Source organism: Dyella sp. LX-66 (assembly GCF_018599165.1).
GTDB classification, from domain to species: Bacteria; Pseudomonadota; Gammaproteobacteria; order Xanthomonadales; family Rhodanobacteraceae; genus Dyella_D; species Dyella_D marensis.
The window spans coordinates 393,247-419,348 of the sequence record NZ_JAHFVJ010000004.1 but is presented as its reverse complement, the minus strand read 5'-3'; the positions used below and the strand labels follow the sequence as shown (position 1 = coordinate 419,348).

The 26,102-nt window shown below is 67.0% G+C and carries 22 protein-coding genes; 18 read left to right on the top strand and 4 right to left on the bottom strand.

Features of this window, described 5'->3' with window-relative positions:
- The first annotated feature begins 25 nt into the window (after positions 1 to 25).
- The 15 genes from KK141_RS10615 (at position 26) to KK141_RS10545 (ending at position 19,129) form a co-directional block, all read left to right on the top strand.
- Positions 26 to 481 (top strand): hypothetical protein, encoded by a 456-nt coding sequence (locus tag KK141_RS10615; RefSeq protein WP_214572094.1) that lies wholly within the window; start codon positions 26 to 28, stop codon positions 479 to 481.
- A gap of 56 nt (positions 482 to 537) precedes the next feature.
- Positions 538 to 1,656 carry a hypothetical protein gene (locus KK141_RS10610; protein ID WP_214572095.1) on the top strand — a complete coding sequence of 373 codons (1,119 nt, stop codon included), beginning with the start codon at positions 538 to 540 and terminating at the stop codon, positions 1,654 to 1,656.
- A gap of 49 nt (positions 1,657 to 1,705) precedes the next feature.
- A complete protein-coding gene (gene lysS, locus KK141_RS10605) occupies positions 1,706 to 3,226 on the top strand; it encodes a lysine--tRNA ligase (RefSeq protein ID WP_214572096.1) in 1,521 nt (506 codons plus the stop codon).
- Between the two features lie 3 nt (positions 3,227 to 3,229).
- Positions 3,230 to 3,529: a YciI family protein gene (locus tag KK141_RS10600; RefSeq protein ID WP_214572097.1), complete on the top strand. Its 300-nt coding sequence runs from the start codon at positions 3,230 to 3,232 to the stop codon at positions 3,527 to 3,529.
- 1 nt (position 3,530) lies between these two features.
- On the top strand, positions 3,531 to 3,794 hold the full coding sequence (locus KK141_RS10595; protein ID WP_214572098.1) for a BolA family protein: 264 nt from the start codon (positions 3,531 to 3,533) through the stop codon (positions 3,792 to 3,794).
- 147 nt (positions 3,795 to 3,941) lie between these two features.
- Positions 3,942 to 7,451, top strand: coding sequence for a chromosome segregation protein SMC (gene smc / locus KK141_RS10590; RefSeq protein ID WP_214572099.1), 3,510 nt, complete (start codon positions 3,942 to 3,944; stop codon positions 7,449 to 7,451).
- 10 nt (positions 7,452 to 7,461) lie between these two features.
- A complete protein-coding gene (gene zipA / locus KK141_RS10585; RefSeq protein ID WP_214572100.1) occupies positions 7,462 to 8,520 on the top strand; it encodes a cell division protein ZipA in 1,059 nt (352 codons plus the stop codon).
- Positions 8,521 to 8,849: 329 nt separating this feature from the next.
- Positions 8,850 to 9,227: an HU family DNA-binding protein gene (locus tag KK141_RS10580; protein WP_214572101.1), complete on the top strand. Its 378-nt coding sequence runs from the start codon at positions 8,850 to 8,852 to the stop codon at positions 9,225 to 9,227.
- Between the two features lie 232 nt (positions 9,228 to 9,459).
- Complete coding sequence (locus KK141_RS10575) at positions 9,460 to 10,221, top strand: response regulator transcription factor (protein WP_214572102.1); 762 nt, start codon at positions 9,460 to 9,462, stop codon at positions 10,219 to 10,221.
- Positions 10,222 to 10,818: 597 nt separating this feature from the next.
- Complete coding sequence (locus KK141_RS10570) at positions 10,819 to 12,666, top strand: S8 family serine peptidase (RefSeq protein ID WP_214572103.1); 1,848 nt, start codon at positions 10,819 to 10,821, stop codon at positions 12,664 to 12,666.
- 292 nt (positions 12,667 to 12,958) lie between these two features.
- Complete coding sequence (locus tag KK141_RS10565) at positions 12,959 to 13,945, top strand: sulfate ABC transporter substrate-binding protein (protein ID WP_214572127.1); 987 nt, start codon at positions 12,959 to 12,961, stop codon at positions 13,943 to 13,945.
- Positions 13,946 to 13,949: 4 nt separating this feature from the next.
- On the top strand, positions 13,950 to 14,774 hold the full coding sequence (gene cysT, locus KK141_RS10560; RefSeq protein WP_214572104.1) for a sulfate ABC transporter permease subunit CysT: 825 nt from the start codon (positions 13,950 to 13,952) through the stop codon (positions 14,772 to 14,774).
- The gene (gene cysW, locus KK141_RS10555; protein ID WP_214572105.1) at positions 14,774 to 15,670 is read left to right on the top strand and encodes a sulfate ABC transporter permease subunit CysW; all 897 of its coding nucleotides are present in this window, start codon (positions 14,774 to 14,776) and stop codon (positions 15,668 to 15,670) included. Before cysT ends, cysW begins: the two co-directional genes overlap by 1 nt.
- Complete coding sequence (locus tag KK141_RS10550; protein WP_214572106.1) at positions 15,667 to 16,821, top strand: ABC transporter ATP-binding protein; 1,155 nt, start codon at positions 15,667 to 15,669, stop codon at positions 16,819 to 16,821. The genes cysW and KK141_RS10550 overlap by 4 nt, the downstream gene beginning before the upstream one ends.
- A 652-nt stretch (positions 16,822 to 17,473) precedes the next feature.
- Complete coding sequence (locus KK141_RS10545) at positions 17,474 to 19,129, top strand: MASE1 domain-containing protein (RefSeq protein ID WP_214572107.1); 1,656 nt, start codon at positions 17,474 to 17,476, stop codon at positions 19,127 to 19,129.
- A 589-nt stretch (positions 19,130 to 19,718) separates the two neighbouring features.
- Here KK141_RS10545 and KK141_RS10540 read toward each other — a convergent pair.
- Complete coding sequence (locus tag KK141_RS10540; protein WP_214572108.1) at positions 19,719 to 20,177, bottom strand: hypothetical protein; 459 nt, start codon at positions 20,175 to 20,177, stop codon at positions 19,719 to 19,721.
- A gap of 398 nt (positions 20,178 to 20,575) precedes the next feature.
- Positions 20,576 to 21,448, bottom strand: coding sequence for a DUF72 domain-containing protein (locus KK141_RS10535; protein ID WP_345777603.1), 873 nt, complete (start codon positions 21,446 to 21,448; stop codon positions 20,576 to 20,578).
- Between the two features lie 235 nt (positions 21,449 to 21,683).
- Here KK141_RS10535 and KK141_RS10530 point away from each other — a divergent pair, with 235 nt between their 5' ends.
- Positions 21,684 to 22,526, top strand: a complete 843-nt coding sequence (locus KK141_RS10530) for an outer membrane beta-barrel protein (protein ID WP_214572109.1) — start codon at positions 21,684 to 21,686, stop codon at positions 22,524 to 22,526.
- 164 nt (positions 22,527 to 22,690) lie between these two features.
- The gene (gene ligD, locus KK141_RS10525; protein WP_250901678.1) at positions 22,691 to 23,566 is read left to right on the top strand and encodes a non-homologous end-joining DNA ligase; all 876 of its coding nucleotides are present in this window, start codon (positions 22,691 to 22,693) and stop codon (positions 23,564 to 23,566) included.
- Positions 23,567 to 23,696: 130 nt separating this feature from the next.
- Here the strand turns inward: ligD and KK141_RS10520 are convergent, their stop codons facing one another.
- Positions 23,697 to 24,149: a PA2169 family four-helix-bundle protein gene (locus tag KK141_RS10520; protein ID WP_214572111.1), complete on the bottom strand. Its 453-nt coding sequence runs from the start codon at positions 24,147 to 24,149 to the stop codon at positions 23,697 to 23,699.
- 108 nt (positions 24,150 to 24,257) lie between these two features.
- Between KK141_RS10520 and KK141_RS10515 the strand changes: the two genes are divergently transcribed.
- The gene (locus KK141_RS10515; protein WP_214572129.1) at positions 24,258 to 24,410 is read left to right on the top strand and encodes a DUF3309 family protein; all 153 of its coding nucleotides are present in this window, start codon (positions 24,258 to 24,260) and stop codon (positions 24,408 to 24,410) included.
- A gap of 287 nt (positions 24,411 to 24,697) precedes the next feature.
- On the opposite strand, the gene KK141_RS10510 is transcribed toward KK141_RS10515, so the two are convergent.
- Positions 24,698 to 26,047 carry a sigma-54 dependent transcriptional regulator gene (locus KK141_RS10510; protein WP_214572112.1) on the bottom strand — a complete coding sequence of 450 codons (1,350 nt, stop codon included), beginning with the start codon at positions 26,045 to 26,047 and terminating at the stop codon, positions 24,698 to 24,700.
- Positions 26,048 to 26,102 lie beyond the last annotated feature (55 nt).

Genomic DNA, 26,102 nt, shown 5'->3' with positions numbered 1-26,102 from the left:
ACCTGACCGCCGACGAGGTGACCGCATGAGCAGCAGCAAGATCTCCCGGATCCTGATCGCCTGTGCGGCACTGGCGGCAGGCATCGGCATGGCGAACGCGCAGGAGAGCACGGGGCAGGGCATCAAGCAGGACGCCAAGGCCGCCGGCCACGCGGTCGGCGATGCCGGCCGCGACGTCGGCCACGCCACCCGCGACACCGCCGTCAAGGTCGGGCACGGCGCCCGCGACGCGGGCGTCAAAGTCGGGCACGGCGCCCGCGACGCGGGCGTCAAAGTCGGGCATGGCGCCCGCGACGCGGGCGTCAAAGTCGGCCACGGCGCCCGCGATGCGGGCGTCGAAGTGGGCCACGGCGCGCGCGATGCCGGCCTGAAGGTGGGTCATGGCGCCAAGGACGTCGGCCTCAAGATCGGCCACGGCGCGCGCGACGGCTGGAACGCCACCAAGCATGCGGTGAAGCACGCGGTGGGCAAGGAAGACTGAATGCGCAGCGCACCGCTCGTGCCTGCGAGCCGCACTCCCAAGGAAGAGACCCACGCATGAGAAGCGCCTCGATCGCTCTGTTCGCCGTGAGCTTGCTGGCCACCGCCACGCTGCATGCGGAAAGCCGTTTGCTGCGCGGCACGGTGGGCAAGTATCCGATCGTGATGCAGCTGGACGAGTCCGACGGCACCGTGTCCGGCACCTACTTCTACGAGAAGTTCAAGCAGGACATCCCGCTGCGCGGCGAACCCGCCAAGCAGGGCTACAAGCTCAGCTCGGCCGCCTACGACACCGACGAAGCCAAGTCGGACCACTTCGTGCTCACCAAGGCCGGCGACGGTTTCAAGGGCAGCTTCAGCGCCGGCAAGGGCGCCAGCCTGCCGGTCGAACTGCACGCGGTGGCGGCCGGCTCGGTGCATGAGCCGCGGCCGGACCTGAAGTTCGAGCGCCCGCTGTCGGACTACGAAAAGCTGCGCCTGGCCGATCTCCGTTTCGTGCCGGGCAAGAAGGAAACCGTCGGCGGCAAGTACCAGATCCAGTGGTTCTCCGAGCCGCTGTCCAAGATCGCCATGTTCCATGTGGTGGGCGGTTATCCGGAGGCGGCGATGGCGGCGATCAACCGCACTATCGACACCGGTTTCTACGGCGGCCTGCAGGGATATTTCGGCTGCGCGAACGGCGAGGGCGGCTCCGGCCAGGAGTCGGCGGAGGTATCCAGCCATTACCTCACCGAGCGTTTCGTCAGCTACGCCGTCTCCAGCAGCTGGAGCTGCTACGGCGCGGCGCATCCGGATTTCGGCATCAGCGGCACCACCATCGACGCCGCCACCGGCAAGGAGCTGGCGCTGGAAGACGTCTACTGGCTGGGCAGCGGCAGCAAGCCGGCCGAGCGCTCCGACGCGTGGTACCAGTACCGCGAAAAGGTGTACGCGCCGGCCGTGGTGAAGCTGTTCCAGAAGCTCTATCCCGACGCCATGAAGAGCGACGGCGACGAAGACGGCTGCAACTACGCCGACGCTGGCGTGTGGGATTTCGGTCCCTGGTATCTCACCGACAAGGGCCTGTACGTCGGCGCCTATTTCGCGCGCGTGGCCCGCAATTGCGACAACCCGGACTGGTCGGTCATCCCGTACAGCGTCCTCAAGAAGAACAACCCCGCACTATTCGGCCATTAGCCAACATCCCGGCCATCGCCACTTCGATGGCCGACATCACGGAATCACCATGAGCGAAACGACAGACAACCTGCCCATCGACGAGAACAAGTTGATCGCTGAGCGCCGCGAGAAACTTAAAGCGCTGCGCGGGCAGGGCGTCGCGTTCCCCAACGATTTCAAGATCGACGCCTTCGCCGGCGACCTGCAGGCCGAATACGCCGACAAGGACGTGCACACCGCCGAGGCGATCGACGCGCTAGCGCGCCGCGTGAAGATGGCCGGCCGCATCGTGCTCAAGCGCGTGCAGGGCAAGGTCAGCTTCGTGCAGGTGCAGGACATGTCCGGCCGCATCCAGTTCTTCATCCACCAGGGCACGGTGGGCGAAGCCACGTACGACGCGTTCAAGGGCTGGGATTCGGGCGACATCGTCGGCGCCGAAGGCCTGCTGATGCGCACCAAGACCGGCGAGCTGTCGGTCAAGGTCGACACCCTGCGCCTGCTGACCAAGAGCCTGCGCCCGCTGCCGGACAAGTTCCACGGCCTGGCCGACGTGGAGCAGCGCTACCGGCAGCGCTACGTCGACCTGATCGTCACCGAGGAATCGCGCCGCGCCTTCGTGCTGCGCTCGCGCATCATCGGCTACATCCGCAAGTGGCTGGAGGCCGAGCCCTACCGCTTCATGGAAGTGGAAACGCCGATGATGCAGATCATCCCCGGCGGCGCCACGGCCAAGCCCTTCATCACCCACCACAACGCGCTGGATCTGGACCTGTACCTGCGCGTGGCGCCGGAGCTGTATCTGAAGCGCCTGGTGGTCGGCGGCTTCGACCGCGTGTACGAGATCAACCGCAACTTCCGCAACGAGGGCGTGTCGACCCGGCACAATCCCGAATTCACCATGCTCGAGCTGTACCAGGCCTACGCCACGTACACCGAGATCATGGACCTGACCGAAGGCGTGATCCGCGATACCGCCGCCAACGTCATCGGCAGCACGCAGATCCACTGGGACGGCGCCGACATCGACCTGGGTCCGGCCTTCCGCCGCTGGTCGATGGAAGACGCGGTGCTGGAGCACAACCCGGAGATCCGCCGCGACGAGCTGCGCGACCGCGAAGCGATGGCCGCGCACGCCAAGCGCCTGGGCTGCAACGTCAAGCCGGGCTACGGCTGGGGCAAGCTGCTGCTGGAAATCTTCGAGAAGACCGTCGAGCACACCCTGATCCAGCCCACCTTTATCACCCAGCACCCGGTCGAGGTCTCGCCGCTGGCGCGCGAGAGCGACACCGACAAGGGCATCACCGATCGCTTCGAGCTGTTCATCAACGGCCGCGAGCTGGCCAACGGCTTCTCCGAGCTCAACGATCCGGAAGACCAGGAAGCCCGCTTCCGCGCCCAGGTGGCGGCCAAAGACGCCGGCGACGACGAAGCCATGCACTTCGACGCCGACTACATTCGCGCGCTGGAAGTGGGCCTGCCGCCCACCGGCGGCCTGGGCATCGGCATCGACCGCCTGGTGATGCTGCTGACCGGCGCCGTGTCGATCCGCGACGTGCTGCTGTTCCCCTATATGCGTCCGGAGGCCTGAGCCATGTGGTACGCCATTGTCGGTACCGATGTTCCGAACTCGCTGGAAAAGCGCGGCGCCGCGCGTCCGGCCCATCTGGCCCGCCTGCAGCAGCTGCAGGCCGAAGGCCGCATGCTGCTGGCCGGCCCGTTCCCGGCGATCGACGCAGAAGACCCGGGCAGCGCCGGCTTCACCGGCAGCCTGATCGTGGCCGAGTTCGCTTCGCTGGCCGAGGCGCAGGCCTGGGCCGATGCCGACCCCTATGTGGCGGCCGGGGTCTATGCTTCCGTCTCGGTCAAACCCTTCCGCAAGGTGCTGCCCTGACATGACCGCCTCGATGGCCACCCAGATCCGCGAACGCCTGCAGGCCGCGCTGGCGCCGGTGGAGCTGGACGTGGCCGACGAAGGCCACAAGCACGCCGGCCACGCCAACGAGGGCAAGGGCCACTTCCACGTGCGCATCGTCAGCCCGGTGTTCGCCGGCCAGCCGCCGCTGAAGCGCCACCGCATGATCTATGCGGCGCTGGAAGGTCTGATGGACAACGGCATCCACGCGCTTTCCATCGACGCGCGTCCGCCGGATACATGAGCCTTTCGATATCATGGACATAGGCCTTATTCTTAAGGCCATGTCTTGCTGCCCACGCGCATTGCGACCCCGCCCCGCGTTTGGCACAGTGCCCCATCGCCCGTGCCGCTTAGCCGGGCCTCTCCGTAGAGCTGCCGCGGAATCCGCATGCGCCTGACCACGATCAAACTCGCCGGCTTCAAGTCCTTCGTCGACCCGACCACCCTGCACCTGCCGACCAATATGACCGGCGTGGTGGGTCCGAACGGCTGCGGCAAGTCCAACATCATCGACGCCATCCGCTGGGTGATGGGCGAGAGCGCGGCCAGCCGCCTGCGCGGCGACTCGCTCACCGACGTGATCTTCTCCGGCTCCAACTCGCGCAAGCCGGTGGGCCAGGCCACGGTCGAACTCATCTTCGACAACAGCGACGGCACCATCCAGGGCGAATACGGCCAGTACGCCGAGATCTCGGTGAAGCGCCAGGTCACCCGCGACGGCCAGTCCGCGTACTTCCTCAACGGCGCGCGCTGCCGCCGCCGCGACATCACCGACCTGTTCCTGGGCACGGGCCTTGGGCCCCGCAGCTACTCGATCATCGAGCAGGGCATGATCAGCCAGATCGTCGAGGCCGCGCCGGAAGAACTGCGCGTGCACCTGGAGGAAGCCGCCGGCATCTCCAAGTACAAGGAGCGCCGCAAGGAGACCGAGAGCCGCATCAAGTCCACCCGCGAAAACCTCGACCGCGTGAAAGACGTGCGCGACGAAGTGGATAAGCAGCTCGAACACCTGAACCGCCAGGCCCGCGCCGCCGAGCGCTGGAAGGCGCTGAAGGAAGAACAGACGCGCAAGGAAGCCGAGCTGCGCGCGCTGGAATACCGCGGACTCAAGAGCCAGCACGACGGCGAAGGCGCGGGGCTTTCCGCCGCCGAGATCGAGATCGAGAAGCGAGTGGCCGGGCAGCGCCACGTCGAGGCGCAGCTGGAAAGCGTGCGCGAGCGCCACACCTCCGCCAACGAGCATCTGGGCCAGGTGCAGGGCGAGGTGTACAAGGTCGGCGCCGAGATCGCCCGCGTCGAGCAGCAGGTGCGCTTCAACCGCGAAACCGCCGAGCGCCTCGGGCGCGCCCAGGCCGAGGCCGAGCGCGAGCACGAGGAACTGGCCGCGCATATCGCCACCGATCGCGAACAGACCGAAAGCCTGCGCCTGGCGCTGGCCGAGGGCGAGCCGAAGCTCGAAGCCCTGCAGCAGATGCAGGACGACACCGCCGACGCGCAGCGCGACACCGAAACCAAGCTGTCCGACTGGCAGCAGCGCTGGGACGTCTACACCCGCACCGCCGGCGAATCCGCGCGTGCCGCGGAAGTGGAGCGCACCAAGCTGGCCTATCTGGACCGCCAGTCGATCGACCTGGCCAAGCGCCGCGAGGCGCTGGAGACCGAACAGAAGGCCACCGACATCGAGGCGCTGGACGCTTCCTTCGAACAATTGCAGGGCGAGCACGAAACCCAGCGCGAACGCCTGGAAACCCTGGGCGGCCTGCTCGACCAGCACAAGCTCGGCTACGAGCAGGTACTGGACGAGGAGCGCCAGGTGCAGTCCGCGCTCAACGAAGCGCGCCAGCAGCTGCAGTCCGCGCGCGGCCGCCAATCCTCGCTCGAAGCGCTGCAGCATGCCGCGCTGGGCCAGGAGGAAAGCGCCGCCAGCGGCTGGCTGTCGCGGCTGGGCCTGGATAAATCGCGCCGCCTGGGCGAATCGCTGCAGGTGGAAGCGGGCTGGGAAACCGCGGTGGAAACCGCGCTGGCCGGCTTCCTCGACAGCGTGCTGGTCGACGGCGCGCACGATTACGCCAAGGACTTCGGCGAGCTGAAGAACGCGGATCTCGCCCTGCTGGACGCCGCCGAGGGCGGCGCCAACACCGCCGGCACGCTGGCCTCGCACGTGCGCGGCCCGTCCGCCGCGGTGGCGATCCTCAGCCACGTGCTTACCGCCGAGAACCTCGACGAAGCGCACCAGCGCGTGGCCGGTCTTTCCGCGCTGGCACCGTACCAGTCGGTGATGACGCGCACCGGTGAGTGGCTGGGCCCGGGCTGGGCGCGCGTGCGCCGCGCGCAGGGCAACCAGGTCGGCGTGCTGGCGCGCGAGCGCGAGATGCGCCTGCTGGCCGAGCAGATCGCCACGCTGGAAGCGCGCATCGAAGAAGCCACCGGCGAGCTCGACGACCTGCGCACGCGCAAGTTCGAAGCCGAACGCGCGCGCGACGACGCGCAGCGCGAGCTGTACAACGCCCATCGCCGCCAGTCCGAACTGGCCGGCCAGCTGCAGAGCCACCGCGGCAAGATGGAAACCGCGCGCGCCCGCGCCGAAAAGGTCGGCGGCGAACTGGGCGAGATCATCGGCCAGCTCGACGAACTGCAGGCGCAGATCCGCGACGCGCGCGCGCGCCTGGACGAATCGGTCAACCACATGGGCGACCTGGAAGACCAGCGCCGCGAACTGGAAAACGAGCGCCGCGCCCTGCTGGAAGCGCGCGAGGAAGCGCGCATGAATGCGCGCGAGGCCGCCGACCAGGCGCATGCGCTGGCGCTGTCGATGGAATCCAAGCGCTCCGCGCTGGCCTCGCTCGACCAGGCCCTGGCGCGCATGGACACGCAGATCCGCCAGATCGCCTCGCGCCGCGGCGAAATCGCCGAACAGCTGGCCGCCGGCTCCGACCCCATCGCCGAGCTCGAGGCCGAGCGCCAGACCTATCTGGACCAGCGCCTGCTGGTCGACAAGCAGCTGGTGGAAGCACGCCGCGCGGTGGAAGACTGCGACGCGGAATTCCGCCGCCTGGAGCAGGAGCGCCAGCGCATCGAGCAGGGCCTCAACAGCCTGCGCGAAAGCCTGTCGCAGAAGCGCCTCGCCGCGCAGGCGCTGGAGCTGCGCGCGCAGCAATTGGCCGAAGCGATCGCCGCCTCCGGCCTGGAGCTGGAACCGCTGCTGGCGGAACTGGCCGAGGACGCCGACGCCTCGCAATGGCGCGGCGCGCTGACCGACATCGGCCAGAAGATCCAGCGTCTGGAACCGGTCAACCTGGCCGCGATCCAGGAACACGCCGAACAGAGCGAGCGCAAGAACTACCTGGACAACCAGCTGGCGGATCTGACCTCCGCCATGGACACGCTGGAAGGCGCGATCAAGAAGATCGACCGCGAGACCCGCCAGCGCTTCAAGGAAACCTTCGACCGCGTCAACGCTGGCGTGCAGGAATTGTTCCCGCGCCTGTTCGGCGGCGGCCATGCGTATCTGGAACTGACCGGCGACGACCTGCTCGACACCGGCGTGGCCATCATGGCCCGCCCGCCGGGCAAGCGCGTCTCCAACATCTCGCTGCTGTCCGGCGGCGAGAAGGCGCTGACCGCCGTATCGCTGGTGTTCTCCATCTTCGGCCTCAACCCCGCGCCGTTCTGCCTGCTGGACGAGGTGGATGCGCCGCTGGACGAGGCCAATGTGGGCCGCTTCTCCAACATGGTGAAGGAGATGAGCGAGAAGGTGCAGTTCATTTTCGTCAGCCACAACAAGGCCACCATGGAGGCCGCGTCGCAGCTGTGCGGCGTGACCATGCGCGAACCCGGCGTGTCGCGCCTGGTGCAGGTGGACCTGGCCGAAGCGGCCAAACTTGCCGGCGCAGCCTGAGGAACCCGACATGACCATGCAACCCGTGCTCGCCCTGGCCTGGAATCCCGCGGTAGGCGTCCCGCTGCTGATCGTGGGCGCGATCGCGCTGGCCCTGATCTGGCTGTTCGGCCAGCCGAAGAAAGAGCAGGGCCGCCGCCGCGCGCCTGCCGCGCAGGGCGGCGAGGAGCGGCGAGAGCCCACTTTCGGCGACGACGTGGACGTGGCCGACGATGCACCCGGGTTCAGCGCTCGCGACGATTTCCGCCTCGACCCGCTCGACGAACCCAAACCCAAGCAGGGCGAGCTGGACATGGGCCTGCGCGAAGAGCTGGAAAAGCTCGGCGCCACGCTGTCCAGCGAACGCGTCGCGCCTGCGCCGGTGAGTGCCAAGCCGATGGGCGCCGCGGCCTCGATCATCGAGGCGCTGCGTGCACCGCCGGAGCAGTTCCTGGCGGCGCAGGGGCATGTCGACGAGCCGGTGAAGCCCGCGCCCGTCGAGCACGCACCCTTTGACACCAGGCCCTTGGAAACCAGGCCGCGCCCGCAGGCACCGGTGCCGCCGCCTGCCGCTCCGGCGCCCGCGCCAGCGGCGCCGCGCGTGCCGCCGCGTTCGGAGCTGGGCAAGCGCCCGGCGCAGTTGCCGGTGGAGCGCATCGTCACCTTGTTCGTGGTGGCGCGCGAAGGCGCAGTCTTCCTCGGCCCCGACCTGATCGTGGCCGCCGAGAAGGCTGGCCTCGAATTCGGCGACATGGGCATCTATCACCGCCTGCTCGATGGCAAGCGCGAACAAGGTCCGATCTTCAGCGTCGCCAACATGCTCAAGCCGGGCAACTTCGATCTGAGCCGCCTGGACGCGCTGCGCTCGCCGGGCCTGAGCTTCTTCATGACCCTGCCGGCGCCGATCCCCGCGCTCGACGCCTGGGACGCCATGCTGCCTACCGCGCAGCGGCTGGCCGAGCTGCTGGACGGTCAGGTGCTGGATGAAGAGCGCAACGCGCTCGGCCGCCAGCGCATCGCCCACATCCGCGACGAGCTGCGCGGCTGGGACCGCGATCACGAAGGCAAGGAAATCATCTTCGGGCGCTGAACCCCGGCCGATGCCGCGGGACACCGGGCCCGCTCCCAGGTGGCGACGCCACCGCGGAGCGGGCCTTTTCGTATCCGCAGCTGTGCTGCGAGGCCGTCGGCGCACGCATCTGCGGCCGCTCCGCCACCCCTGCAAATCAGCTCCGGCGGACAGCGGCGGGTCATCTTTCGCCGGGAAAACGGCGCTTCGGCATGACGCGGTCGCAAAAAACACCATGCCGTAAGACACATTTATGCGTTTGCGTCTTGGCGGCATCGCTCACATGCCATACATTCCACCTGCCGAAAGGCACAGGTTTCAACCAAACCCATCAAAACTACGGGGAATGTATGGCCAAGAAAGCCGCCAAGAAGACCACCGCCAAGGCCGCCGCCAAGCCGGCTGCGCTGAAGCCGATCAAGGACGCTCTGAGCAAGTCCGGCCTGGTCGCCCACCTCGCCGAAACCACCGGTGTGGTGGCCAAGGACGTGCGCGCTATTCTGGGTGCGCTCGAAGGTGCCGTCGCCGGTTCGGTGCACAAGAAGGGCCACGGCTCGTTCACGCTGCCGGGTCTTCTGAAGATCACCGCGGTCAATGTGCCGGCCAAGCCGAAGCGCAAGGGCATCAACCCCTTCACCAAGGAAGAGCAGTGGTTCGCCGCCAAGCCGGCCACGGTGAAGGTGAAGATCCGCCCGCTGAAGAAGCTGAAGGACGCCGCGGTCGGCTAAGCCGTCTGCTGGTGAAAGACGCGGCAGCGCAAGTTGCCGCGTTTTTTTATGCCTGCGTTTCGGGGGCGGTGGCATAGAAGCTACAGGCAGCTATCGCGCCGCACCTCGGATTTTGCCGTCAGGAAATGCCTCGCCGGCGCTTGCATGGCGCATGGCGTTTGGACGTCTATACGCCGGCCATGCCGCCGCGCTGCTATAAGGTCCGCCGCAACGGATGACGGCAGGGACGCAGATGGAAGCCACTTCTTTCTCGTCGGGCGGGCAGGGTGCATGGCGGGTGGTCGTGCTGGAAGACGATGCCCCGCTGCGCGATGAAATCCTGGTGCCCGGACTGTTGAGCCTCGGCTTCGACGCGGTCGGCGTAGGCCGCGCCGCCGAACTTTATCGGTGCATGCTCGCCGAGCACTTCGATCTGGCCGTGCTCGACCTGGGCCTGCCGGACGAAGACGGCATCTCGGTGGCGCGCCATCTGCGCCGCTGTACGGATATCGGCATCGTGGTGCTCACCGGCAGTACCGCCGAGGACGATCAGATCCGCGCGCTCACCGCCGGCGCCGATATCTACCTGCGAAAACCCGCCGGCATGGCGTTGCTGGCAGCGAGCCTGCACAGCGTGGGCAGGCGTCTGCTGGGGGCGCCGCGGCCGGCGTCGCCGGCACCCGCCACCGAAGCGGTGGCATGTGCCGCTCCAGCGGAGTGGCGCCTGTCGACCGATGACTGGAACCTCGTGGCACCCACGGGCGAGTCCATTCCCCTGTCCGCTTCTGAGCGCTGCATCCTGCGCCCCCTGTTCGCCGCCGGTGGTACGACGGTGGCGCGGGAGGTGCTGATCGCCGCGTGGCACGGCGAGGACGCCGAGTTCGACCCGCATCGCCTGGAAATGCTGATCTACCGCCTGCGCAGGAAGGCCAGGGTGCTCGGCGTGCCGGTGTTGCCGCTGATCACCGTGCGCGGTGGCGGCTATGCCTTCGTCGGGCGCAGCACGCCGGCGTAGGAGCCGGCCCAAAAAGCATGGCGCTTCACGCTTTCGGCGTGAGTTTCTCTCCTGCCGCGTCACCTCGTGTTTCTCCCTCCGAAGCGCTCAGCTGCGGGCTTTGCGTGCAGCAGGGTACGCGCGAGAAAAGCCAGGCACGCCAACACCTCGGTGATGTCCGGTTGGAAAGCGTGAGTGATCGCCCGCCCAACCTGCGGAAAGCTGACTCCACCGGCACGACGCCCCAGCCTGCGTCGCCACTTTCTCCGCCGTCATGGAGCACCGCATGAAAAGGATGCACAGCAAGGCCCTGCACGATGCCTGGCCGCTTGCCGATTCGATCGATGGCAGGAGCGGGGGCGTACATGCCTCGCGCTTTCGCTTCGGCGCCTCATTCGCGGTCACGGAAGGCCTGCTTGCACAGAACGTACGGCGAGTGCAGTGGAACGCGTGGCCCGGGCTTCAGCCGATAAGCGCACGGCGCGCTCCGTAACGGGCCCGCCATCACGTTGGTGGCCCGGCCGCGCGCATGCCGCGCGGCTACCGGGAGACGCAGGCCCGCGCGCGGCCGTGGCCACCTCTCCGAGCCTTGCTCGATTCCTTTCCCGAGGTACTCGCATGAAACGACATCTCATCCGTTTTCCGGTCATGGCCATCGTTGCCGCGATGGGGGCAGCGGTTCCTCAGCTCCATGCGCATGACGGCGCCAACGCGTCCGACCGCTTCATCGTCACTTACCGGCAAGACAGCAATGAAGCGCGCGACCAGGGCGCCGCCCTGCAGAACGTGAGCGTGGCAGTCGGCAAAAGCGGATTGGCCCAACCTGCCGTCAAAGGTCTGGGAGCCCGGTACTTGTCCGCGAGCTACATGCGCAAGCTGGCCTCGGGTGGCGACCTGATCGGCGTGTCGCATCCGCTGGACACCGCGCAGGCGCGCAGCCTGATGCGGGAAATCGCGGCGGATCCTGCCGTGCTGCATGTCGAGCGCGATGTCCGCCTGCATACGTTGGGCGGTTCGCGCGCTTCGGCCGGAACCTCGGCGCATGGATGGACTGTGCATCGCCAGGCATTTCCCACGGTCCGGTGGAACTACAGCGATCCGCGCGGCGGCGCCAACATCGAGAAGGCCTGGGCGCTCGCCGATGGCAAGGACGTCGTCGTCGCCGTGCTCGACACGGGCATCACGCGGCATCCCGGGCTGGACCTTGCACTGGCCGATGCCGGTTACGACTTCACCAGGGACCCCTTGACCTCGGGCCGCGACGAGTACGGCCGGGCCGCGGGAGGCTGGGATCCGGGCGACTGGAGCAACACGCCCGAATACGAGGATTGCTTCGATGAGCCGGGTGGAGAGGCCAGCAGCTGGCAGGGCACGCGGGCGGCCGGCATCGTGGCAGGGCTGGCCGGCGGTTCCACCGGAAACCTGGGCATCGCCTATCGGGCGAAAGTGTTGCCCGTCCGCGTGGCAGGGCACTGCGGCGCGGGTTATCTGTCGGACATCACCGACGCCATCGTGTGGGCTGCGGGTGGGCATGTCCGCGGCGCGCCGGACAACAAGCATCCGGCACAAGTCATCACCCTGGGCGTCGGCGACCGCTTCGAGGACGGCTGCACGGAAACCTACAGCCTGAAAAGCGCCATCGCCGAAGCCCGCCGCCGTGGCGCGGTCGTGATCGCTCCTGCCGGCGATTTCGGCGGCGATGTGGACTTGGCGGTTCCAGCGAGTTGTCCGGGTGTCATCGCCGTTGCCGCCAATGGCATCAAGGGTGGGCGCGCCGGTAACTCAAGCTTCGGTTCGGGCGTTGCGCTGGCTGCCCCGGGCGGTGGCGAGGCGGTGGTCGGCAGCGCCAACGATCTGATCTGGTCCTCGTCCAACGAAGGAGCGACGGTACCTGCCGATCCTGGCTATGGCGGATCCACCGGTACGGCTTTGGCCGCCGCGCACGTGGCCGGCGCCGCCGCGCTGGTGATCGGTGCCGTGAAGCAGGCCGGCCTGCCGGCGCTCGATGCCGGGCAGGTGGGCCAACTGCTGATCGATACGGCACGGGCTTTCCCTGTCGCGCCGGACCGGCCGATCGGCGCCGGCATCCTGGATACGTATGCGGCGGTGGTGAAAGCCTTAGGCAGTGCGGCGCCGGCCGAACCCGTGATCCCGCTGGAACGCGGCGTGCTCCATTCGGAACCATCCATCGCCCAGGACCAAAGCCTGCTCTACGCCATCACGGTTCCCGCCGGCGCGCGTTATCTCCATCTGCGCACGCTGGGCGGGACGGGGGACGCAACGCTTTACCTGAAGTCCGGGATGGCGCCAGCCGTCGATGGAGCGGACGCCGATGCCACCTCGGACCATGCGGGCAATAGTGAAGCGATCGCGATAAGCCTTCCGCAGCCGGGCACCTGGTATCTGCGCGTCCGTGCGAAGCAGGCGGCCAGCAAGCTGGTGGTGCAGGGCAGCTACGCACTCTGAGTGCTGCGTCGCGTGCCAGCGAGCCTTGGCTTACGCCGGGACTCGTCCGGACTGGTCTTCGATGTGGATGTCTATACGGCCGAACGCATGAGCTTATGCGCATCGATCATTTCGTTGCCCGCCGAAAACCCGGCAACCTGCTTGTGTCCATCCGGACCAACGGCGCCCTAGCACGCCACTGACGCTCTCTGAATGCTTGGCATGGGACAAAGCCATCAGGGTGGAGCGCGCAGGCGCCCACGACGTCCCCATCCGCCATTGGAGCCCGACCTTGAAACGCCTTGGCCCGACCCTGCTCCTCGCCATCGCCGGCCTCGCCCTCGGCGCCACCGTCCATGCACAGGACGTCCGCCTGCTCAACGTCTCCTTCGACCCCACCCGCGAGCTCTACAAGGACGCCGACACCGCTTTCGCCGCCTCCTGGAAACGCCAGACCGGCAAGGAACTGCGCATCACCACCTCCAACGGCGGCTCCGGCAAGCAGTCGCGCGCGGTGCAGGACGGCCTGGAGGCGGACGTGGTCACCCTGGCCCTGGCCTGGGACATCGACGTGCTGGCCGACCGCGGCCTGCTGGCCAAGGACTGGCAGTCGCGGCTGCCCGAGCACAGCACCCCCTACACCTCGACGGTGGTGTTCCTGGTGCGCAAGGGCAATCCCAAGGGCATCCGCGACTGGCCCGACCTGGTCCGCGAAGGCGTGCAGGTGATCACGCCCAATCCCAAGACCTCCGGCGGCGCTCGCTGGAACTTCCTGGCCGCCTGGGGCTGGGCGCAGCGGCAGCCCGGCGGCAATGCGGACAAGGCGCGCGCCTATGTGGCCCAGCTCTACAAGCATGTGCCGGTGCTCGATACCGGCGCGCGCGGCGCCACCAATACCTTCGTCCAGCGCGGCATCGGCGACGTGCTGATCGCCTGGGAGAGCGAGGCGCTGCAGGCCCGGCAGGAGCTGGGCGCGGACAAGTTCGACGTGGTCGTGCCCTCGCTGACCATCGTGGCCGAGCCTCCGGTGGCCGTGGTCGACAAGGTGGTCGACAAGCATGGCACCCGGGCGGTGGCCGAGGCCTATCTCAAGTTCCTGTACTCGCCGGAGGGCCAGGCCCTGGTGGCGAAGCACTATTACCGTCCGCGCGATGCCGCCGCGGCCGCGAAGTACGCCTCGACCTTTCCGCCGGTGAAGACCTTCACCCTGGCCGAGCAGTTCGGTGACTGGCGCAAGGCCCAGGCCACGTATTTCGCCGACGGCGGCATCTACGACCAGCTCAGCGAAGCGGGGCACTGAAGCCATGAGCCGCCGCGCCTTGCCCGGATTCGGCCTCAGCCTGGGCGTCACTCTGGTCTGGCTGGGCGGAATCGTGCTGCTGCCGCTGGCGGCGCTGGCCTGGAAGGCGGCCAGCCTGGGACCGTCGGCGTGGTGGGCGCACCTGGGTACCCGGCGCGTATTGCTGGCCTTGCAACTGAGTTTCGGCGGAGCGCTCGCCGCCGCCGCGATCGACCTGCTGCTCGGCCTGCTGCTGGCGTGGGTACTGGTGCGCTACCGTTTCCCGCTGCGCCGCGTCTGCGATGCCCTGATCGACCTGCCGTTCGCCCTGCCCACCGCCGTGGCCGGCATCGCGCTCACGGCGCTGTACGCGCCGAACGGCTGGATCGGCCATCTGCTGCAGCCGCTGGGCGTGCAGGTGGCCTATACGCGCCTGGGCGTGCTGCTGGCGATGGTCTTCGTCGGCCTGCCGTTCGTGGTGCGCACCCTGCAACCGGTGATCGAGAGCCTGGAGCGCGAAGTGGAAGAAGCCGCGCTCACCCTCGGCGCTTCGCCGTGGCAGAGCTTCCGCCGCGTGCTGCTGCCGCTGCTCGCGCCGACCCTGCTCACCGGCTTCGCGCTGGCGCTGGCGCGCGCGGTGGGCGAATACGGCTCGGTCATCTACATCTCCGGCAACCTGCCGATGCGCACGGAAATCGTGCCGCTGCTGATCGTGCAGAAGATCGATGCTGGTGACGACACCGCACCGGCGGCCCTGCTGGGCGCGGTGATGCTCGCGGTGTCCCTGCTGGTGCTGCTGGCGGTGAACGGCCTGCAGCGCTGGAGCCGGCGCTGGAGCGGGGTGTCCTGATGGCTGCCGTCGCTGCCTATGCCGTGAATCATCCCGCCAGCCGTTCGCGCAGCGGACGCTGGCGGCACGCCACGCTGATCGCGCTCGCCTTGCTGTGCATCGGCGGCTTGCTGGTGCTGCCCTTGCTGGTGGTGTTTGCCGAGGCTTTCGCCAAGGGCTGGGCGGTGTTCGCCGCCGCCGTGACAGATCCGGATGCGCTGGCCGCGGTGCGCCTGACGCTCACCGTCGCCGCCATCGCCGTACCGGCGAATACCGTGTTCGGCCTGGCCGCCGCGTGGCTGCTTACGCACCATCAGTTCCGCGGCAAGGCACTGCTGGCCGCCCTGATCGACCTGCCGTTCTCGGTGTCGCCGGTGGTCGCCGGCCTGGTCTGCGTGCTGGTCTACGGCGTGCATGGCTGGTACGGCGGTTGGCTGGAAGCGCATGGCCTGCGCGTGATCTTCGCCTGGCCCGGCCTGGTGCTGGCCACGGTGTTCGTGGCGTTTCCGTTCGTCGCGCGCGAGCTGATCCCGCTGATGCAGGCGCAGGGCAGCGACGAGGAACTGGCGGCGCGCACGCTGGGCGCTGGCGGCTGGCAGATCTTTTTCCGCGTCACCTTGCCCAGGATCCGCTGGGCGCTGCTGTACGGCGTACTGCTGTGCACCGCGCGCAGCATGGGTGAGTTCGGCGCCGTATCGGTGGTGTCGGGACATCTCCCCGGCCTCACCAACACGCTGCCGCTGCAGGTGGACCAGGTCTACAACGGCGGCAGCGACAGCGCGATCGCCTCGTCCTTCGCGCTGGCTTCGCTGCTGGCCTGCCTGGGGCTGGTCACCCTGCTGGCCAAGTGGCTGATGGAATCGCGCCACGGCGGCGAACTGGCGCACTCCCCACGACGTTCCGAGCCTTCCGCATGAGCCTTTCGATCCGCCAACTCACCCGCCGCTACGGCGCCTTCGCCGCGCTGGACGATTTCTCGCTCGACATCGCCGAGGGTGAATTCGTCGCGCTGCTGGGGCCGTCCGGTTCCGGCAAGAGCAGCCTGCTGCGCATCCTCGCCGGCCTGGACGATCCGGACCGCGGCGACGTGCTGCGCGACGGTACCGACCTGCTCGCGCTGCCAGCGCAGCGTCGCGATATCGGCCTCGTCTTCCAGCATTACGCGCTGTTCCCGCATATGACCGTGGCGGAGAACATTGCCTTCGGCCTGCGCGTGCGGCCACGTGCGCGCCGTCCTTCGCGCCGCGATATCGCCACGCGCGTGGACGACCTGCTGCGCCGCGTGCAGTTGGAGGAACTGGGCCGCCGCTATCCCGCCCAGCTTTCCGGCGGCCAGCGCCAGCGCGTCGCCCTGGCGCGTGCGCTCGCCGTGGAGCCTTCGCTGCTTCTGCTGGACGAACCCTTCGGCGCGCTCGACGCCCAGGTGCGCGGCGCGCTGCGCCTGTGGCTGCGCGAGCTGCAGCGCTCGCTCGGCCTCACCACCGTGCTGGTCACGCACGACCAGGACGAAGCGCTGGAACTGGCCGACCGCGTGGTGGTGATGAATCGCGGGCGCATCGAACAGGTCGGCACGCCGGGCGAGATCTACCGCGAGCCGGCCACGCCGTTCGTGCACGGCTTTGTCGGCCGCGCCAACCGGATCCGCGGCCACGTCGAACGCGACCGCCTGCATCTGGGCGGCCACGTGTTCCAGGGCGAGCTGCCGGCCGAACTCGCCGGCCGCGAAGTCGAGGCCTGGCTGCGGCCGGAACATCTGGCGCTGGCCCCCCGCGGCCTGGCTGGATGGAGCGGCAGGCTGCAGCATCTGGACCTGGCCGGTCCGGTGGCCCGCGCCCGCCTGGCGATGCATGGCGAAGGCCTGGTGCTGGACGCCGAATGGAACGCCGCCGAGGTGGCGGCGCATGCCCTGGCCGTGGGGGACGTGGTGACGGTCCAGCCGCGCGAATTCACCCTATTTACCGATGCGGCCGCCGGCGCCCGCCGCCACCGCTTCGTGCCGGCGCCTGCGGGCCCGCACACCGATTCGCACCCGATCGACTTCGCCGCCTGGCTGCACCGCAAAGCCTGAGCGGCTGGCACGCATCCCAGCGAAGCTGCGGCAGGGTGCCGCACAGGGTCGGTTTTGGCCGCATGTCCACCATCGCGGCGGAGGGGCGTTGTGCTCAGCGGGGCGCAGCGTCCGTGTTTCCTGCGGCTTCCAGGGTGAATTCACTAAGAAACGCCGGAAATTTGGCGCCCAGTCTTTCCGGGGGCTTGCATTCGCCCAGGCGGATAGACGTCCTTTCATGACGAATAGGACTGGACTGGAATTATTCCTATGACCAATGGTCTAGCCGTCCGCCATGGCACGCTTCTTTCTTACGTCATCCGCAAGACAGATAACGGATGCACACTGACGTAGGCCGCTGGCGCGTGGCAAAATAAGCGTCCGGACGCGGTGGGTTTTACGCAGTAGATACTTCTTAGGGCTCGATCTCTCGCCCAGCTCATGCCACTCATCGAGCGTGAAGCGCATCACACATTTCAAGACTTGCTTCTTTGTTACCGGTCCGACGACGTAACCCGCAGGCTTTTTCGTTCGATCATTGCAGTTTGATGCCCTTGCCGCCGGAGAGCAGGACGCCGGGGAGGCGACCGACGCAGGGGTGACGATCAACGATTGAGCACACGCGGCCGACGAAAACGGTCGGAGGACGATGGCGACGACGGGGAGGGAGGCTATGCAGGAGGAATCGATCCGGTTCGTATGGTGGCGCCACCTGCTGGTGGCTGTCGGCTATGCCGCCGCGTACGTCTTGCTGCGCAGTGTTTCGGTTTCCAACTGGAACCTGCCCGCCAGCCTGCGCCTTGCCGCGCTGCTGCTGGTACCGATGCGTTACTGGCCCGCCCTGGTGCTGGGCGAAGCAATGCCTGTCGCTTATCAAGCCTGGCTCAGCCACGGCATGTTCGGCTGGGCCTGGGCGAGTTTCGCCGCCTTCCCGCCGATGGCGCTGTGCGCGCCGTTCATGGCGTGGTTCCGCCGCCGCACCGTAGTCATGCAGGCGGATGGCCGCGTCGACATTCCCGCCGTGCTGACCGCGGCTCTGGCCTGTGCGGTGCTCACGGCCGCCGGCAACGTCGCCGCGCTGGCGTCGGTGCATATGCCCGCGGGGCAGCCCGCGCCGGCGATCACCGCGCGCATCGTGTTCGGTTACTTCCTGGGCAATTACCTGGGCGCGCTGACCCTGGCTCCGCTGGCGCTTGCCGTGCGCGGCTGGCTGGCCGGCACGCGTCCGTCCGCCGCCTGGGCGTCGCTGCGCCGCAGCGGCCTGCTGCGTGACGGCGCGATGAGCCTGTTGCTGCCGCTGACGGCGCTGGCCGGCATCGGCTACGCCAGCGAGAACGCGGATGCCATGCAGGTCTGCCGCATCGCGATGTTCGTGCCGGTGGCCTGGCTCACCATGCGCCATGGCTGGCGCGGTGCGGCCTTCGGCGGCGCCGCCGCCAGCTGCGCGGTGGCGCTCACCTCCACCATCGTGCGCGACCCGTCCGTGATCCAGGCCCAGGCGATCATCGCCTTCGCCATCTCCACCTTGCTGATGCTCGGCACTCGCCTGGCCCAGACCGCCAGCGGCGAAGTCAGCGCCCAGCGCGAGCGCGTCGACCGCGAATACGGCCTGCTGCTCGCGCAGCAGGGCCTGTACCAGGAAGAGCTGCGCATGAAGCATGCGGCCGAGGCGCTGGAGCAGGTGCGGCAGTCCATGCGCGACATGCAGAATCGCTTGCTCGACCATCTGCGCGACCGCATCCCCGCCAACGAGGAGCGTGCCTATACGCGCCAGGCCGCCTTGGCCCAGCACGAGATGCATCGCCTCACCAATGCGCTGTATCCGCGCGTGTGGCGCGAGCAGGGCGAGACCTCGACGGTGCAGCTGCGCGACGGACCGGTGGCGATGGCCGCGGCCGCGATCGGCGCTACCTACGAATGCGAGCTGGTCGGCCAGGATCTCGAGCATCTGGCTTCCGACGTGCACATGACGCTGTATCGCCTGGCCGGCGAATCGCTGGTGTATGCGCTGAGCCGCCAGCCCACCCGCCACGTGGATCTGGTGATCCGCGGCGGCCACAGCCAGGGCATGCGCTGGGTGGTGATGCGCATGGATTGCCACCGCGCGTCGGCGACGGATGGCGGCATGCGCCTGGCGCAGGACCAGTGGAAGAAGGCGATGTCGCTGCTGGGCACCAGCGGGCAGGGGATCGAGACGATCCGCGAGCGTGCGCAGATTTATGGCGGCGATGCGCATGTGAGGGAGAATCCGCTGGGGTTGCGGGTGACGATTTTGTTGCACGATGCCTTGCGGGGAAGGGTGGATGGGGCGCGGGTGTCCGCACCCTGAGGGTTTGAGCCTGCGGCAGCTTTTTTTCGCCTTGCATGCGCCGCGTATTTCTTCCTCTCCCCTTTGGGGAGAGGGCTGGGGTGACTAGGCTCGCCCCACTTCTCCATTTCCATCGTCGTCATTCCAGCGAAAGCTGGAATCCAGTGACTGTATCGCTCGGTTGTCGCGCTGAGGCGTGGATGTCTCGCCTTCGGCGAGTGTTTCGTGCCGCTGCCGCGGCCCGAGTTACTTCTTCTTTGCGTGCCCAAAGAAGAAGTAACCAAGAAGAAAGGGCACCCTGCTTGGCGCCCTCAGCAGCAAAGCTGCTGAGGGTCCGTGAGGGCTGGCCGGGCTTTTTGACAGGGCATCCATGCCCTGATCAAAAAGGCGGGGACATCGTGTCCCCGCCCCCTGCGGGGCCTTTTCGTCCAGCCCTCACCGCCGGCGCCAAGGGGACCCGAAGATCAACAGCAACAGCAACAGCAACAGCACGCTGAGCATTGGGCTTCGCCCTCGCTCATGTTGTGTGCGTTGTCTTTGCATTCCCACATAAAAACATGGGCGCGGGTATTTTCACCCGCGCCCATAGTGTCGCTTCGAAACAACTAACTCAGTTCACGCGCGAACTGCATTCCACCGGATCGCTGCAGGTCGCGTCCACCGCCTGCATCGTCATCACGCTGTTCGCCTGCGGCGTCACCTGTACCTTGACGTCGTTGTCCTGGTAGACGATTTCGCCTTGCGTGTTGGCGGGAGCGGGTTGCGGGTCTTGTGGGGTGGCGACGCGGGAGGCGTCGGTGCCGATGGGCAGGACCAGGAAGCTGCTGCTTTGTGCGGCGAAGGCGGCGCGCACATTGCCGTTGAGGTCGTTGATCTGTACGTAGCGAATGCCGTTGCGTTCGAATACATAGACGTGCCAGCGCGGACTCGAACTCACGTCTTGTGCATTCGGCCAGGATTGGCCCAGGCCATTTTGATTGGCTGCGATGGCAGGTGCGCTGACCGCCATTCCCGCGAGCAGCGCGATAGCTGCGAGCGCTTTGAAACCGTAAGTCGGCAGATGCCGCATATGCGTCCCCTCCATTTGCAAACTGTGAATTTTAGAAAGATGCCGTAAGAAAGCATCTGATTTCAACCAGCACCACGGCGTGGCACTGTGGTGTGGTTTGCGCTTCCGGAAAGGAAGCTACAAGTGGCAAAATGTGAACTGCGTCAAAAGATTGATCAAAACTTCGCCAAGTTCGCGTGAATCCGGCGGCCTATCGATATTGAGCTTTGTGAAAAGCGGAATTAATGCCTTGGTTCGTTTCGTAACGATTATTCCCATTTCACCTCATAATCATCGGCATTTCACCCAGAGAAAATATGGCGGGAAAATCAGCTCGAATATCCAGCGATCAAGGCGGCACGAGAACGGATCCCGCCATTAGAGATAACGCATTAATCCCTAATCCCCCTCCCGCAGAATCAGCGTTTCATCCGCTTCGCCAAAGCCATCGCATCGAATGGCGCGCGCACTTTCCGGTCATTGTCGAAATACACGTACACATCGCGCGAGGCGCGCTTCGGCGGCTTGCTGCCGGGTGATGCAAGCCGTGCATCATGCGGCTGCGCGCCACGCATCCATGCCTGCAGTCGCGCGCTCCATGCACGCAGCGCCGCGGGCGTGTAACCGCTCGCATAAAGCTTCTTGTCGCCATGCAGGCGCAGATACATGAAGCCGGCCGTGACATCTTCCAGCAAAGGCCAGCGCTTCGCCGTATCGGCTACCACCAGCGCCACGCCATGCCGCCGCAGCTGCGCGATGAAGGCTGGATCGCGGAAGCTCTCGTGCCTTACTTCCATCGCATGGCGCAGGCGGCGTCGCCGGTCCGTCTCCCAGGCGGTCCTCGATGCCGGCAGATCCGCGTGGCGCCGCGCCCATGCCGTGGCGCTTTCGGTGTCCTTCGGCAATTGCGCGAGAAACTCTTCCAGCACTTCCTCGTGATAACGCAGGCTCGGCGGCAGCTGCCACAGGATCGGCCCCAGCTTCTCGCGCAGGCACAGCACGCCGGAAGCGAAGAAATTCGCCAGGCCATGCTCGGCGTTGCGCAGGCGCCGCATATGCGTGACATAGCGCGGGGCCTTCACCGCGAACACGAAGCCGCGCGGCGTGTCCTCGCGCCAGCGCGCATAGCTGGACGGACGCTGCAGGCTGTAGAACGAACCATTGATCTCGATGCTGGCGAGCTGGCGCGAAGCGTAGGCCATCTCTTCGCGCTGCGGCAGTTCGTCTGGATAGAACTCACCGCGCCACGGCGCATAGCGCCAACCCGAAATGCCGATGCGAGCCTTGGCCACGCGCGCCTCCATCGTCGTGTGCGTGTCGATGCATGCTGCGCGCGCGAAGCTCAAGCGCCTGGCATGCGGCGGTGAACGGGCTGTTGCATGGAATCCGCATGCGAACGTGTGTGGATGAGTTTCCGATCCGATACGCGATGAGCAGGATGTCGTTGTCCTCTTCACGGTCGACCAACACGCTGTCGACTTCGCGCTGACTAGATTTCCAGCGCACATCGACATCAGGAGTCAACGCATGAATGAACGGAACCGGCGATCGAACTTCCGCATCGCGGCCAAGTTGTCGACGGCCGTCCTGCTCGCTTGCGGCAGCGGCGCCGCCGCCGCGCAGCAATCACCCGCGCTGGATAATGTGAGCGTGTGGCTGGGCGGCTTCTACGCCAACACGGATACCAAGATCAGCGCCAACGACCGCAACAACCTGGTCCGCGGCCATATCAATCTGGAAGACGATCTTGGCTTTCCCGATCACAAGCTCAGTCCGCGCGCACGCGTCGACGTGCTGCTCGGCGAACACCAGGGCTTCTCGTTCGACTATTACACGATCAATCGCGAGGAAACGCGCTATATCGCTCGTGCGATCGATTACCGCGGCGTGACGTATGGCGCTTCGGCCAAGGTCAGCGGCAAATTGAACTTCGATTTCGGCAGCGCCGCGTATCACTGGTGGTTCGGTAGCGGCAACGGCGTATTCGGCGTCGGTGTCGGCGCGGCGTACTACGGTGTCAGCACGCGACTGAGCGGCGAAGCAACCGTGCTTGGGCAGACAGCGCAGGCCACCGCCAAGAGCGACGACAACGCCTGGGCGCCGATGCTGCAGTTGGGCTGGCGCTATGCGATCAACGACCAGTTCCGGGTTTATGTGGATGCTTCGGGTGTGAAGAAGAACGGCGGCAAGCTGGGCGGCCATATCTACAACGGCGCGGTTGGCCTGGAGTGGTTTCCCTGGAAGAACGTCGGCGTCGGTGCGGAATACGGCTACACCAAGATCAAGATCAAGCAGCGGCATAACGCGTATGACGACCAGCTGGACATGAAGGTCAATGGGCCTTCGCTGTTCCTTCGCCTGCGCTTCTGAGACGCGGCGGCGCGGCTCCTGGAGTAGATTGGCTGCAGTAAATGGGGGTAACCGAAGGCAAGCCCCGATGCATGCGGCAAGGCCAGGATCCGCTGCCATCGCCCTGTTCCATGTTTCGCCTTCGCCGCCGCCACACGCAGCGCCTCGTCCGCGAAGGAGCCACCATGGTGACCATCACTCATCCCGAGCGCGTGATCTATGCCGACCTGGGCGTCACCAAGCAGGATGTCGCCGACTACTATCGGGCGGTGATGCAGGCTTTCCTCCCCGGTGTCGCCGGGCGGCCGGTCTCGGTGCTGCGCTGCCCCGAGGGCGATGCGGGCGACTGCTTCTTCCAGAAGCACATGATGAACGGCCTGCATCACGTGCGCGGAGCGAGGCTGAAGGAGCAGGGCGGCGGCAGCGCCATCTATCTGTGTCCCGGCGATGCGGAAGCGGTGATGGAGCTGGTGCAGTTCGGCGCGCTCGAGTTCCACCCCTGGGGCGCGCTGGCCAGCGATCCGGATCATGCCGACGTACTGGTATTCGATCTGGATCCGGCACCCGGCGTCGCATGGCCGCGTGTCGCCGCCGCCGCGCGCCTGGTGCGCAAGCTGCTGGCGAAGGTGGATCTGGAGTCTTTCCTGCGCACTACCGGCGGCAAGGGCCTGCACGTGGTGGTGCCGCTGCGCCCGGCCTGCACCTGGGCGCTGGTCAAGGGCTTCGCGCATGCCTTCGCCGATGCCTTGGCCCGTGCCTGGCCGGACGAATTCATCGCCCAGGCCAGCAAGAGCCGCCGCGAGGGGCTGATCTTCGTCGACTACCTGCGCAATGCGCGCGGCGCGACCAGCATCGCCTCGTACTCGCTGCGCGCGCGCAAGGGCGCGCCGGTGGCGATGCCGCTGCGCTGGGACGAACTCGGGAAGCTCAAGGGTGGTAATGCGTTCGATATCCGCACGGCCGTGCAGCGGCTGAAGCGGCAGCGCAAGGATCCGTGGGAAGGTTTCGGCGAGATCGGGCAGGGCATCGAGGATATCGATGCGAGCCTGCTGTCGATGTAAGGATCCATCTTGCCGGCCGGCGTAGGTTGGGGTGAGCGCAGCGAACCCCAACGCGGTGTTCCCGGTGCCGGGCACGTTGGGGTTCGCCTTTGGCTCACCCCAACCTACGCCATGCGTAGCGGGTGGTGTTTTACGAATGCAGCATATGCTTCATCCGGCTCATCTGATCATGCCCGCTGCGCACCGAGATATTCGCATCGGCGATGATCGCCTTCGTATCCTGCGTCACCTCGCCGTCGTCCAGCGCATGCTCGAACTTGTGCTTGATGTGGTCCTCGCCGCGCTCGACTTCGTCGATCACCGCCGTGTCGCTCTTGCTCAGGCTGTTGCGCAGATTGGTGAACACGCGGTGCGCGGAGGCCAGCACCGTGCCGCTGTCTTCCGGCTTGCCGCCCAGGAAGGCCACGCGCTGCTGCAGTTTGCCCACCACCTGTTCGCGTTCGGACGCGCGGTCGCGGAACAGGCTGGCCAGCTGCGAGCTCTTGGCGTCCTTGGACGCCTCGGCATAGCCGTCGGCGCTGTCTAGCGTGGTGGCGATCAGGTCGTTGAGTACCTTGACGTCGTGTTGGTTGGTGGCAGTCATGGATAGTCTCCGCTGAGGGTGGCTGGACCTTCGATGGCTGGCAGCGCCGCGTGGCATGGTTGCTGCTGCGCTCAAGGCGCCATCGAAGACGGGAGAAACGTCATGTCGCTGTCGATGATCCTCTTGATCGTGCTCGTTCTGTTGCTGATCGGTGCCGTGCCGGCCTGGCCGCATAGCCGCGCCTGGGGCTACGGGCCCAGCGGCGGACTCGGCATCCTGCTGATCGTCGTGATCGTGCTGCTCCTGATGGGCGTGCTGTGAATCGCCAGGTCTTGCCGATACGAAAGCAGCGCGGCCGCATGGGATATCGCAACATCCATGCCAGTGTTCGCCGGCACTCATGTGGCCCCGCACCAGCGTGCGTCCGCTCAGCGCGCGGTCCGCGACTGGTAGTAAGTGCAAGCGCGGGAAGAAATTACACGGCGATCCATCGGAAGGGCAGCCAGGATGGCGCTGTCGATGAATGCACGCGAACCGTGCGCCGGCCGGGTGTCGTCGCCTCGTCGATAGCCGGGGATGCGGGTGCGGAGCACGGCCGCGCACGCCGCTCACTGCTTGTGCGCAAGCCCGTCGTTCGACGCGTAGCGGGCGAGCTTGTTGTAGATGGTCTTGAGGCTGATGCCCAGCACGTCGGCGGTGCGCGCCTTGTCGTAATTGAAGTACTCCAGCGTGCCGAGCAGCGCGCGCTTCTCCATTTCCTCCAGCGACATGCCCACGTGCATGTCGAAGCGCGTGCGGTCGCGCAGCGGCGCGTCCATCGCTTCCAGCGAGGCGGGAATGTCGATGGCATCCTCCGCCAGTACGAAGGCGCGCTGGATCACGTGGCGCAGCTCGCGCACGTTGCCGGGCCAGTGATGCGCCAGCAACCGTGTCATGGCATCGGCGGAGAACTGCTTGCCGGTGCCGTAGCGCTCGTTGAGGCGTTCCAGCAGGTGCGCGGCGACATACGGAATGTCGTCCGGATGCTCGCGCAGCGCCGGCATGCGGATAGGAAAATCCATCAGCCGGTAATACAGATCCTGGCGCAGCAGGCCCTGGTCGACCGCCTCCGCCGGCACGCGGTTACAGGCCGCCACCACGCGCACGTCCACCGGCTGGCTGTGGTGCGAGCCGACGCGGGTGACGCGCCGTTCCTCCAGCACGCGCAGCAGGTGGGTCTGCAGCGCCAGCGGCATTTCGGTGAATTCGTCCAGGAACAAGGTGCCGCCCTCGGCCTGCTCGAAATAGCCGGCATGGTCGCGCACCGCGCCGGTAAAGCTGCCGCGCTCGTGGCCGAACATCTCGCTGGGCAGCAGCTCCGGCGCCACCGCGCCGCAGTTGACGGCGACGAAGCGGCCCTTGCGCCCGCTCAGTTCGTGCACGGCACGCGCGGCCAGCTCCTTGCCGGTGCCGCTCTCGCCATGGATCAGCACCGTGATGTCCATCGGCGCCACCCGCTCGATCTTCTCGAACACCGCTCGCATCGTGCGGCTATGCCCGATCAGCGCGCCGCACTGCGTGCGATGTTCGTCGGCGGCATGGCGCAGGGCGGCGCTGGCGCGTGCGAGGTCCAGCAGTTCGTCGAGTTTTTCGCCGCGCATCGGCTTGACCAGATAGTCCGCCGCCGGCAAGCGCACCGTGCGGATGGCGGTGTCCACGGTGGGGTAGCCAGTGAGCACGATGGCCTGGCCGTGGCGCGAAAGCGCGATGCGTTCGAGAAGGTCCAGGCCGTCGCCATCGGGCAGGGAGACATCGATCAGGGCCAGGTCGTAGGTATGCGCCGTGGCAGCATCGCTCGCCGCGGCGAAGCTGGCGGCGGTGACGACCTTGCAGCCCTTGAGCTTCGCGTGCGCCGTGGTCGCCTGGAGGCAGCCGGGATCGTCGTCGACTAGCAGGATCGTTGGCGCAATCGATGTCATGAGGTTCTCAAGGGGAATGAACCGGCGGGCCGTGCGCTCGCGCGGCCGGGGCGTC